The 13,197-nt window shown below is 61.0% G+C and carries 3 protein-coding genes; 1 reads left to right on the plus strand and 2 read right to left on the minus strand.

Annotated features, from left to right (window positions below):
• Positions 1–10,413, plus strand: coding sequence for a peptidoglycan-binding protein (locus C4J91_RS17485; protein WP_124363489.1), 10,413 nt, complete (start codon positions 1–3; stop codon positions 10,411–10,413).
• A gap of 418 nt (positions 10,414–10,831) precedes the next feature.
• Here the strand turns inward: C4J91_RS17485 and C4J91_RS17500 are convergent, their stop codons facing one another.
• Both C4J91_RS17500 and dctA read right to left on the minus strand, forming a co-directional pair.
• Positions 10,832–11,704, minus strand: a complete 873-nt coding sequence (locus tag C4J91_RS17500; protein WP_124363492.1) for an oxaloacetate decarboxylase — start codon at positions 11,702–11,704, stop codon at positions 10,832–10,834.
• Between the two features lie 119 nt (positions 11,705–11,823).
• The gene (gene dctA, locus C4J91_RS17505; RefSeq protein WP_124363493.1) at positions 11,824–13,131 is read right to left on the minus strand and encodes a C4-dicarboxylate transporter DctA; all 1,308 of its coding nucleotides are present in this window, start codon (positions 13,129–13,131) and stop codon (positions 11,824–11,826) included.
• Positions 13,132–13,197 lie beyond the last annotated feature (66 nt).

A 13,197-nucleotide genomic window follows, 5' to 3' on the forward strand; every position in this document is an offset into this window, starting at 1 on the left:
ATGGCCAACAACCCACTGAGCAACCTCGCCGCGGCACTGACTCGCGATGCCGGCGCCCCGATCCTCCTCACCCGTGACTACCTGATCGCAGGCCTGGCGGATGCCGGCGTCAGCGTTTCCGACAGCCTGGACAGCGACCTCAACGCGGCCTTCCAATCGTCTGTCGCCGGGTTGTCGATCAGCCTGACCGCGCAAAGCGTGCAACCGCTGAACCCGACCAGCCAGACGTTCAAGGTCACGGGCGTCAGTGCGCGGTTTCTGCAACAGGACGTGCAGCAGGGGCTGGTGCTGACCTTCGGCCTGAGCGGCATCGACGGCGCGCAGGCCCTGAGCCTGGAGATCGTCACCACGCCGGCCAGTTGGACTTGGTCCGATCTGTCGAGTTTTGCCACCGGGATTCCCTTCAAGTGGGCAGCGATCAGCAACGCGGTGTTCACCTTCAATGACAACCTGGGTCCCTGCCAGGGTTTTGCCGCCAACCTGACGCCGCCCGCCCAGCTCAGCAATGCGGTCGCGGTGGTGCAGGGCCTGGGCTTTCCCACCCTCGCCCTGCCCTTCAGCGGCAGCATGGATTTCGCCAAGGTCGACGGGATCGATATCTTCATGCCGACCACGACCCTGCAGGCGCCTTTCCTCGGCACGGACAGCGGCCTGAAACTGTTGTACCTGAGTGTCGATGCACCGGTTTTCGGGTTGATCATCGGCCCACCGGAACTGCAGGACGGCGACGACCCGGCGCAAGCCTTCTACGACCAGCAGGTCAGCCTGTATCTGGGCCTCGACCTGAGCCTGACGGATCAGCGCGGTCAATCCATCGACTACCAGATGCGCGCCCTGGCCCAGATCAACAATGGCAACGCGTTCAATTTCTACCTCGGTCACAGCGACGACGGCAGCGCCCTGTTGACCCCGGCCACGGTCATCGGCCTGCTGGACAACAAAGGCAGTTTTTTCACGGGGACGCCACCGGTCTTGCAGCAGTTCCTCTCCGGGATCGGCCTGCGCAGCCTCAGCCTCAGCGGCACCACCAGCCCCAGCCTGGCCCTGAGCAGCGCCAGCGTGACCTTGGGCGCAGACCCGACGGTGATCAATGTCGAGCACCCTTGGGTCCCCTTGCAGGACCCGACCAACCAGTTGGTGTTCGGCGTCACCGATTTCGAGTTGGTATGGGGCATCAACTATCTTCCCCAGGGCAGTGCCTATAGTTTTCTGTTCCAGACCCAGTTCCTGTTGTTGCCCGAGGTGTTCAAGGGCAAGACCACCGGCGAAAACGGCCTGTTCTTCGTCCAATTCAATTCCGACCTCCAGTTGCTTGCACGTTTCGACGGTACCGCCAATCTCAACGACCTGATTGCCGCGCTCACCCTGGGTTTGATCTGCATTCCCAAAAGCTTCGTCGATGCCTCGCTGTCCGACGTAGGCCTGAGCCTTGACGTGGGCGCCAAGAGCTACGCCTTCAACGCCGGCTTCGAACTGGACCTGAACCTGTTCACGCTCGACGGCCTGCCGATACTCTCGGTCACCGACGGTCAGCTTTATATCAAGGCCACCACCCCCACCAGTGCCAGCGGTGTCGCCAATACCGCGCCGGTCACCACTTACCAGGCAGGCATCGGCGGACTGGTCGGCATCGGGCCGTATTTCGCCAACGCCAGCATCGACTATGACGGCACCGAGTCCCCAGCCACCTGGACCGTCGCCGCACGGCTGGCGCAACCGGTGGATGTGCAACAGCTGGTCAGCCAATTCCTCAGCTTCGGTGGCGCCTTCACATTCCCCGACTTCCTGCCCGGCACCCTGCTGGTCGACACGCTTGAGGTGGACGCCACTCTTGCCACCGGTGCGACGCCGATCGACCGCTACACCGTCGCCGGTAGCCTGCGCTGGACCTTCAACCTGGGCCAGGCCTTCAGCGTCGACACCCTGGCCACCCTGAGCCTGAGCTACGACGCCAGCAAACCCGCCCAGCAGCAGTACAGTGGCAGCGCCACTACGCTGTGGGATTTCAGCTTCCTCAACGACAGCGTGCTGCTGGGCTATAGCTTTGCGCCCGACAATCAGGGCAGCAATGCCCAATTGAGCCTGTCCTGGGAAGGCTTGACGGCGATTTATCAGGTCGACAAGAAAACCCTGACCTTCACCCTGAAAAACTGGAGCCTGGGGCGTCTGATCCAGAAACTCATGCAGTCCCTGGGCGACCCCTACTTCACGCTCGACTCACCCTGGGACGTGCTCAACCAGGTTTCCCTCGACGGCCTGTCGCTGGTCATCAGCCTGGAAACCAGCAACGGCAGCACGCCGACCATCGCCGCCAAATACACCCTGGCGAGCAAGATCGACCTGGGCTTCATGAGCATCGACGGCCTGGTATTCGAGCGCAAGAAGGTCGACGGCGTTGACAAAATCACCCTGGGCATCGACGGCTCCTCTGTGTTCAAAGGCAACAATCCCGAGGAACAACAGGACTGGAGCAACCTGCTGGATCCCCAGAAAGGTCAGCCCGTGGACAAGCTGCCTTCGGTTCCAGGCCAAGGTACGGACTATTTCAGCCTACCGTTGCTGGTACTCGGCCAACGCGTGGCCATCAGTGGCTACGACAGCTTCGCTAATACCAAAGCGGTGATCGACGCCTTGAAAGCGGTGCCTTCAACCACCGGCTCCAGCAACCCGCTGAACCCTGGCGACAGCGGTACCAAGGGCACGCCGTACTACAACCGCAACAGCGACTGGCTGATCGCCGGGCAACTGTTGCTGCTCAAGACCGGCAAGGACTGGACCGTCGACCTGATGCTGGTATTTAACGACCCCAACCTCTACGGCCTGCGCCTGGCCCTTGCCGGAGAGAAGGCCAAGGCGCTGGGTAATCTGGTGCTCGACATCCTCTACAAGAAAATCACCGACGATGTGGGCGTCTACCAGATCGAATGGACCTTTCCCGACAGCATCCGCAACCTGAACTTCGGTGCGGTATCGATCGTGCTGCCGGAGATCGGAGTGAAGATCTATACCAATGGCGATTTTTTCATCGACATCGGCTTCCCCTACAATCTCGACTTCAGCCGCTCGTTCTCGATTAGCGCGATCGTCTACGGCGTGCCAGTGCTGGGTGCCGGTGGTTTCTACCTGGGCAAGCTCTCGTCGGTCACCGCGACCCAGGTACCGAAGACCACCCAGGGCACTTTCGACCCGGTGATTGTCTTCGGCGTGGGCCTGCAACTGGGCCTGGGCTACAACTTCGTCAAGGGGCCGCTCAAGGCCGGCTTCGCGCTGACGGTATTCGGCATCCTGGAGGGCACTATCGCCGCCTTTCACGCCTATCGCCCGTCCACCGCGCTGGTCACGGCCAACGGCAGTGTGCAGGACGACTACTACTTCAAGATCCAGGGCACAGTCGGAGTCATCGGCCTGCTCTACGGCAGTATCGACTTCGCGATTATTTCGGCGGCGGTCAACGTGCGCATCACCCTGTCGCTCTCGCTGACGTACGAGAGCTACATGCCAATTCCTATCGCGGCCCGAGCCACGGTGGAAGTCAGCGTCAAGGTCAAGATCGACCTGGGATTGTTCAGTTTCAGCATCAGCTTTTCATTCCATGCCGACGTCTCGGCGCGCTTCGAGATCAATGCCCTCAACAGCGGCCCGGCTCCCTGGGCCGAGCCAACCGCGTTGCTGGCTCGCCAGGCTCGGCATCTGCAGCTCGCCGGCCAGCGACGGGCCGTCACACCCAAGGCAATGTCGGTGCCGCGCAGTGCAACCAAGCCGGCATTGAACCTGTACGCGACGCCGCAATTCACCGTGATGTGCAACGAAGGCGTGAACAGCTACAGCGGCCAGCAAGGTGCTTTCGTGTTCCTGTTGACCATGGACGCACCGTCCCCGACTCAACAGACACGGCAGGCGGTTGGCTCCAGCAGTTTCGAGCGCTTGTGCGCCGATTACCTGCCGTGGCTGATCGGCACCCTGGGCTCGGCCAGAAGCGAGCAGGACACCTTGGCCGACATCCTCGGCACGTTGGTGGACAAGGCCCTGCTGGAGGTGGATATCGAACGCCTTGCCGACCTGGCCAACCCGCCGTTCGGCATCAGCGAGTTGTTGACGTTCCTGTCGTCCTTCGACGTCAGCATCACCTTGCCCGACGCTGCCAACCAGGCGCAGATCAAGCAGGTGCTGGAGGCCGGCTCGGTGCTGTTCCCGGTCTTCGACGGCCTGTCCCTGAACGTCCCCCTGGCGAACGCCGGTAGCGCGACCCTGGACTTTCTCCAGTACGTGGGCACCAACAGCACCTATCGCAGCAACGTCGCGCAGTTATTCAAGGAACTGGCGGCCGTTGTCACGGCCAAGGATGAGCGCAGCGCGCCGCCGCTGCGCGCTGCAGACGATGCCAACGAATCGATGGCCGCCGTGATTTTTACCGATGCCTTCATGGTCATCGGCCGGCAACTGTTGCAGGTCGCCCTCAATGCCTTTGACGACTACGCCTATGCCACGGCCAACGGCAACTCCATCGAGCAGATTCTGCAATGGACCAATGAAGCACGTGGCAACAGCCTGACCCTCGACGATATTGTCCGGCCCAATGCTGAAGTCGCCTTGACCGGTGGGCTGACTCTGAGCATCCCTCTGCCCGCCTATACCCTGCAAAGCAGCGACACCCTGGCAAGCGTCGCACGGGCCTGGTCTGACAGCGCCGTGCCAGCCCGTTGGACGACCACTGCGGCGGGTTTGATCCTGGCCAACGGCAACTCGACGGTGATTGCCGCCGGTCAACTCATCAGCCTGATGGTGGGCAACGACATTCACCAATACACCACGGGCCCCGGAGAAACGTTCAACAGCCTGGCCAGGGCCCTGGGAATCGACCTGCCCGCACTGGCCATGGACAGCGCGCTGTACATCATGGCCGACCTGCTGTTGCCGGGCCAACCGTTGCTGCTGCCGAGCCTGGCGTACCAGACCGCCGCCGGCGACAGCCTGAACAGCAGCGGCGCACGCTTTGGCGTGAGTGCCATGGCCCTGTTCAGCGATCCGCTGTCCGGCAACGTCAGTGTCGGACCGCTATTTGCCACGCAACAGATCACCCTGACAGCCCTCAATAGCCTCTTTACCCAAGACCTGTGGGCCGTGGTGGTGGGCACCGATCAACTGGCCCAATTGGCCGGCATGCTTTCGCGCTTTTTGGCCTATGGCCTGCGTCTGCCGTCAAACCCGGCGGGCATGGGCGGCCTGAGCCTGGGCGCGCAATTTCTCTACCCAAACAACCAGAGCGCCTATGGTCTCTATCAACTGACCGGCCAGCAGTTCCCCACGCCAACCGACCAGATGCCCGGGACTGACTTCCCCATCAGCCTGCGCCGGGACGCCAGCAGCCATGGTGTCGACTTGTCGTTCGTAACGATCGCCGACGGCAGCAGCGGCTCAATGAACCTGAACGAGGCCTACAGCAACCTTTGCGTGGTGCTGGCCTACGCGCAACACGGCAAGTTCCAGCCGGCACCGAGCATCAGCCTGCTGCCGACCGTTGCCCGCAGCCCGAAAGACTATGCGGTTAAAAGCATCTCCCTGTGGTCGACCGCTGACCTGCAGCAGTTGCGTGACCTCTGCCAGCCGAACCTGCGAGCCTCAACCGAAGAGGCGCCCAGCGTGCAACCTATACTCTGGTCCCTGCCGGATGGCCTGGTCCGGCTGAGCAACCAGCGAGTGGGCTGTCTCGCCCCGCAACTGCCTGATCTCTCGCAGCAACTGCCCTACTTGCCGGCCTTCACTCCCTGGGAAGTTTCAACCGACCCCGCGACCCTCGAAACCACGCGCCGCGAAATAGCCTCCTACAGCTACGCGACACGGGTCGACTTCACCATCAAGCGGCTGCCCCAGGCCCAGCCCGGCGTCATTGCCAGCGATGGCAGCAGCCTGGCGTATACCTACCAACTGCTCGGCCCTTCGGCCACCGATGCGCAATTACTGGAGCGCCTGTTGAGCGCGGTGAGCGAGCTGGGTACGTCAATCATCAGCGGCCAGTTCCTGCTGATGCCCCAGGGCAATGCCAAGGCCAGCAACCTGCTGAGTCAGGCACAGAGCGACTTCCTCGCGTTCCTGACGCAGACCAACCTGTCGACCGAAACCAACCCGCCACCCGACTTGATGACCCCGCGCACGGCCGACGACGCGGGGACGCGCGGCATCCTCAATCCTCCCCAGGAAGTGGTAAAACTGCTCTGGGAACTGTCTACCGTCCGTTCGGGCGGCTACTACTTGAGCTATTACGACGTGATCGCCGCCAGCGGGTTGCCCGATGGGATTTTCGACGACAGTGGCACGGCGACCCTGACCCTGGTAATGACCTATCCACGGGGTGCCCTGCTAGGCCGCCTGTGCAACTTCATCAATGCCTTTGTCACCACCGATACGGTGATCCAGCAAGGCAGCCACATGGCCCTGCGCTCGGCCAGCACCGCCGGTGTCAGCCAGCCGACCCGTGCCAGCGACAGCCTGGAAAGCCTGGCGACGTTCTACGGTATCGGCTCCGGACGCATTGCCGAACTCAACCCGGGCGCGACCCTGACCACGAACGCACAAGTACCCATAGACGGCATCATTCACTTGGTGACACCGGCCGACGCCAGCGCAGGCAATGGCGTGCCTGCGGCAATCCTCGACAATCTGGCCCGCTACTACTCGGTGGGGGCACTGCAACCGGTCAGCGCCGCGCAAATCGCGGCCCTCAACCCCGGCGTCAGCGCCATCAGCACCGTGGCGCTGTTCATCCCGGCACTGGTCTATGTCGTTGACGGCAGCCTTGCACCGGGTAACAGCCTGCGGTCCCTGGCCGACTACTACGGACTCGATCTCGATGCACTGGCGGTCGGCGCCGAGCGGGTAGTCGGGCTGCTGGCCAGCGGCAGTGCGTTGACGCTGGATACCCGGACCTTCGATTTGCAAGCGGTGTTCAACCAAGGCAATGCCGCTTTCAGTGTCCTGCGTGACAACCCGCCACCGGTGGATTCCCCGAGCGTGGACCCGGACGGTTATGCCAGTGCCTACCTGTACAACCTTTACTCGGTGCTGAGTGCAGGCATCGATGGCTCGCCCTGGTACAGCGCCAGCGACCTGGCCCTGCCCTTCGGGCCACAGCGGCCGGACATTGGGGCGGATGAACTTGAGGCGCAAATCCATCGTCGAGCCATGCGCAACCCGCAGAGCCGACGCGAGGCCCTCAACGCTCTGGCCGAGGACAGCCAGTACTTCTATCAGCAAACCCTTGGCCTGGCCCGCCGCGCTACCAGCAATGCCGCCCCGCAGCCGGTGGACCCAGGCCTGCCGTCCGCCTCCGACAACCCCTATCGAGGTGTGGGCAGCTTCGCCCAGGTGAACCTCTCCTGGCTGGACATCTTTGGCAACATCACCGTGACGCCCTTCCAGCAGCCACCGCCCGGCTACAGTGGCAGCCTCAACCATCCTCCGCTGCCGTTGCGCTACAACGATCGCCTGATCGCCCTGTCGGCCTGGCCCAACACCCGCGCCTTCTACACCTATGAAGCCGCTGCCGGCGGCGTGCAACTGGTTATCCACCTGAGCCTCGACACCTCCAGCTACGACCCGGCCGGCGGCGGCGACATCAAGGTCCAGGCCGGTAAGGATCTGGAGATGTTCAGCCTGATCTACTATCAACTGAACCAGTCCTACCAGGACTTGAACCTGCCCTGGTGCAACGGCCGCGCGGTCAGCGTGGAACTGGTCAACAGCCTGTTCGCCCAGCCGCTGAGCCAGCTCGACGTCAGCCAGTCGCAGCCGTTGCTGGACTACATCAACGGGGTGATTCTGTACCTCGGGCAATTGACCCAGGGCGCCGCTGCAGCACCACCAGCTACCGTGCGCCTGTGCCTGGCGGTGGATATCGATAGCCTCGCGCCCGGCTCGATCCTGCCCCTGAGCCTGACCCTCGGCCTGCGGCGGGTCTCGACCCTGGTGGCGCCGGATGTCGCCGGCCTGGCAGGCGGCGTGGCGGTGACCAGTACGCTGCTGCCGGTCCCCGATCCAGTGACCGCCAGCACCAGTGGATATAGCGTGTTCGCCGCAGCCTTCGAGGCGCTGTTCCTGCGCCCCGGCGCCTGGCTGACACGGGTCGGCAGCGGCACCGCAGACCCCGGCAGCACGCCGGACGGACGCAGCCAGACGCTATGGGCCGTCCGTTTCGCCGAGCAGGACGGCGCGGCAGGTATTCGCTACCGCATCGATCCGGTCCCAGGCTACTTCGCAGCCCGGCCGATCGCTAACAGCCTGACCTCCGACAGCGTGCAGATCTACCCCACCTACCGGCCGGACCAGCCGTTCCCTGGCGATGACTTGGCGACACTCAACCTCACGGGCGTCGATCAGAACCTCTGGTTCGAAACAGCCCTCAAGGCCATCGACGGCTTCCTGTCACCGACCTATGCCCCCTCGGTGTTCCTGCTCGACACCCTGCTGGGCAGCAAGGACCCGCTCAAGGACGGTTATCTCGGCAAAATCCTCAGCGCCAAACAGGTGCTGGCTGACGATATCGCGTCCACCCTGGAACCGGTGCTATCGGCAGGTCCGCAAGACGGGGCAACCCGGGCCGCAGCGGCTGAAAAACTGCGCCAGGCCCTGCTCAACCAGCTGTACTCGGCCTACAGCACCACCGCTATCGTCGGCTTCTGCGTGCAAGGCAGCGCGACCGACCAAACGTTGTCGCTGTACGGCCAGCCGACCGTTTCGGGTTCCAGTCAGTCAACGCCCGGCACAGGGAACGACAACTACGCCTTCGGCAGCGGCCGCATTCGCTTGCAGGCTTCGGTTGGCGAAAGCGCCCTTGCGTTTGTGTTCAATTCCCGCAACGAGGCAGCAAGGAGCTATGTACCACTGGAACTGGCGTTGCAGGTCAGTCACCTGGAACACGACATGCGCAGCGTCCCGGGGATCAGCGGCTACACCCAGTCGAACTGGATCTCATTGATCGGCGGGCCATTGCTGATCCCCTTGGCCGGAGGGCAGACCATGAACCTGCCGGTGCTGCTGCGAGCCTTGCCTGAACCCCCGACGGTCCAGCGCCAGACAGCGACAGCCTGGGCACAGACGGCGCAAAGTGCTTCGGACCTGAGCAAGTGGACTTATGCCTTTGACTCCCTGGTCCGGGGTGCCGCCCAGGACAGCCTCAACGTCGCCATAGCCCTGAACACCCCGACAACCAACGGCGCGTTGCGCAGCACCGGTAAAAGCCTGGTCGCGGCATTGGCCCAGTTCGTCACTGTTTACCCGAGCATCGAAGTGGCCATGCAGCAGAACCTCACCGGGATCAATGTCAGCCAGCCGACCGAAGTGCAAATCGCTGCGGCCCAGCATGCAGTGGCGGCCTTCGTGTACATCGTCCAGGAGGTCACCGATGCCTACCATGCCTGGGCCAGTCCGATCCGCAGTAAAACCGCGTTTGTGCCCCCCCAAGCCCTGACCTGCGCCTTCAGCCAGGTGCTCACTTGGGTGATGGTCGACGGGCGAGAGGCGGCCGAGACCCTGCTGCTGGACATGACCATCAACGATGTGGCGGCCAGCTACGATCCAGGTACCGGCCGAATCAGCGCCACCCTGGCGCAATGGGGCGAGGTCAGCCTGCCGGCGCCACGGGTGGAAATAGATCCGACGCAGTACGAGGCGGTGAGTGTCATCGATCCGGACATCCCCGGGGCGGTCGCCTACCGTTATCGCCTCAAGAATGTGGTGCCGGCAAAATGGCTCGATTATGCGCAAGCGCTGCTGGTCAACGAGCGCTGTACCAGCCTGCCGGCCCTCAACGTGTTCGATCATCAGGACGCGTGGGCTTCGCTGTCGGTGGAGCGCAACCGCATCCTGTTCCCCGCCGCGCAGATCGGCACCTTGCACACCAACCCGCTGTTCCGCTTCTCCACACCGGTCGTGCGTTTTGTCGACAGCATCAGCCCCCACATCATCCAGGACAGCTTTTCCCTGGACAGCCTGCCAGTGGCGAAGGCGAGTCTGGAGGATTACTTGAATGTGTTTTTTGCCGCCCTGGGTTCAGGCAGCAACGGCACCACGGTCCAGGTGGGCATGGAGGGGCGCTACAGCTACGACATCGCCGGGCAGGGAGTCGTCGCGCGCACCGTGCTGCCGGCCGCGCTGATGTTGCCGGTGAGCACTTCGCTGAACACCCCGCCCGCCTTCATCAACACGTTCAGCCAGGCCATCGATCGCTGGCGCCTGGCCGAAAAAGCCACGGTCCAGGGCAACGCCCGGATCGACCTGACCCTGCGCGCGTTCAGCGCCGACGATCCGATCCAACTGGCACAGGGAGCATTGCCCTCAGACAACCAGCCGCCGTTGCTGAGCATCGAAAATCTTTGGATATCGGCCAACAAGGTTCCCCCGGAACAAGGAGGTCTATGAGGCGAAAACGCTGCTGACCAGGCAGGTCGCTTTCAGCGGAGCAACGAGATGGTCATGAACCTGGCGTCGAGGCCATCCAGCTAGAACGTCCTGCCTATTGGGTCAAGTGGCGAACAGATCAGCAAGCGCCAGGCGGAATGCCGTCTTTGTTGAAGTCCTTCAAGCGCTCACGCTCTTGCTCAGTGGAGTGCGCTGGGGTTTCCTGCTCGGGCTCTTTCTTCTTTTCTTCAGTCATCGCTATATCCTCTGGGTGGTAGCTGTTTCGGCACTTAGTGGAATCAGCAGTTCAAATCAATCCACTTGTAGTGGTCAACTAATCCCGGACACGACGTTCAGTTTTTCTTCGGCCCGAGCTCGCGCCAGCCCTCCGTTGAACGGATGCGGTCGAGTCCAGTTGTATCAATGCATCAAGAGGTTTTTAGCCGAAGTCGTGTCCTGACTTCAAATAGGTTTTCGCCCACTCACGGTAATTGTCCGAGAGTGTGTATTTAGAAAGCAGATCAGGAAGCGAAAGCTCGCTTCCCTCTGTGCCGCTTTGTTCGCGCAGCGCCTCGTAACTCGCTTTGATAGCGGCCAAAAATGGAGCATGCCCATTGACCACGATCCTCACATTGGCTGCGCTCAGTTTCTCAACATCGCTCAGTGCCGGGTTTCCATAATTGATCAGCATGATCGGCACGCAAAGATGCGAGGTGAGTGCCTCCAAATGTTGGAAGTCCTTTACTCCGACAAGGCAAATCGCGTCAGCCCCAGCCTTTTGATAGGCCGTGGTGCGTGCAATGGAGTTTTCCAAAGTGGTAACGGCCGCATTCGTACGGGCGATGATGCTGAGGGCATCATCTGAACGGGCAAACCGCGCAGCGTAAATCTTGCTTGCGGCTTCTTCCATTTCGATAAGTACGTGCGACTGCTCGTCGTATCTGGCCGGTAGGTGGGTGTCTTCCAGCGTCAGGGCAGCAACACCGGCTTTCTGCAGCTCGGTCACTGTTCGCATTACATTGAGTGCGTTACCAAACCCATGATCAGCATCCCCAATGATTGGGATCTGGCTGGCCCGACCGACTCTGGAAACCTGCTCGACATATTCATCAAGCGTGATCAGAGAAATGTCCGGAGCTCCGAGCACTTGAAGCGAGGCGACGGAGCCACCTTGAATGGCAACCTCAAAGCCAAGGTCGTATGCCATACGAACCGAGATAGGATCGAACACGGAAGCAGCAAATTTGCAGATGGTTCCCTGGAGTAAATCACCAAACGCCTCGCGCAGTTCATGATGTGATCGCTCAATCATTTTTGGCTCCACCAAGTTCTTACAAGTAATTTATTTTTCTCATTCGAGTTGAACGAAACCTGCAAGGCACTACCGGTCATATCCGTTTCTAAGGCGAGCTGACCGGCTCTCTTTGCAGGCTATTTCTGCGCCAGCAATGCCTTCCTGGCCGTCTTTTCGTGTTTCATTGCGGCAATCTCACGCTCGCAGGCTTCGGCGTCAAAGGAGTTGTCCCATTTGGCAATGGCGAGGGTGCCGATACCGTTGCCGATCAGGTTAGTCACGGCTCGCGCTTCGTTGAGGAATCGGTCGATGCCCAAAAGCAGGACAAGGCCTACCAACGGAATGGAGTGGATGGTTGTTAGCGTTGCCGCAAGGGTTATGAACCCGGCACCCGCTACGCCAGCGGAGCCTTTTGAGGTCAGCAGGAAGACACCCAGCAGAATCATCTGATCCATAAACGTCAGGGGCGTATTGGTTGCCTGTGCGATAAAAATCGCCGCCATGGTGAGGTAGATGCAGGTGCCATCTGCATTGAAGGCATATCCAGTGGGTAGCACCATGCCCACCACTGACTTCTTGCAGCCGAGCTTTTCAAGTTTCACCATCATTCGCGGAAGCACAGCCTCGGTTGAGCAGGTGCCAAGCGTGATGAGAATTTCATCTTTGAAATAACGCAGAAATTGCATCAGCGGCATGCCCGACCATCTGGCAACCGCCCCCAGTACGACCACGATAAAAATCAAGGTAGTGATGTAGAGCGCGACCAGCAACTGGCCGAGTGACAGCAAGGTACCAATGCCGTACTTGCCTATAGTGAACGCCATCCCGGCGCCGGCACCAAGGGGAGCCAGGCGCATCACCATTGCGACGATCTTGAACAGCCCTTGCAGAAACAAGTCGATGGTATTGATCAGCGGTTTGCTGGTTTCGCCCATTTGAACGAGGGCAATGCCCATCAATACCGAAATCAGAATGACCTGAAGCATGACGCCATTGGAGAATGCGCCAATGAAGGTGCTCGGGATGATGTTGAGAAAGAAATCGATAGTGCCGCCCTGTTCACTGGCGGCTTGGCTGTACTTGGCGATAGCGCTGGCATCAAGCGTGGTAGCGTTGATATTCATCCCGGCGCCTGGCTTTACGACATTGACCACAATAAGGCCGATGACCAGCGCAATGGTTGAAAGGATTTCAAAGTAGAGCAGCGCCTTGACGCCGATCCGCCCGACCTCCTTGATGCTGCCCATCTTGGCGATACCCACCACGACAGTACCGAAAATAATCGGCGCCAACAGCATTTTGATGAGTTTGATAAAGCCATCCGCAAAAGGTTGAAGCCTGGCTCCGAATTGCGGTTCAAAGTGACCAATTGCAGCGCCGATGACGATACCGATCAGCACCTGTACATACAGCTGGCTGTACCAGCGGGACTTGGACATTTCCACGGTAGCACCTCATTTTATTTTTGTGATGGGCATGTGGTTTGGCGTCAGTGGATGACGCCTGAGTCT

It is taken from the genome of Pseudomonas sp. R3-52-08 (assembly GCF_003851745.1).
In the GTDB taxonomy this organism is placed as follows: Bacteria; Pseudomonadota; Gammaproteobacteria; order Pseudomonadales; family Pseudomonadaceae; genus Aquipseudomonas.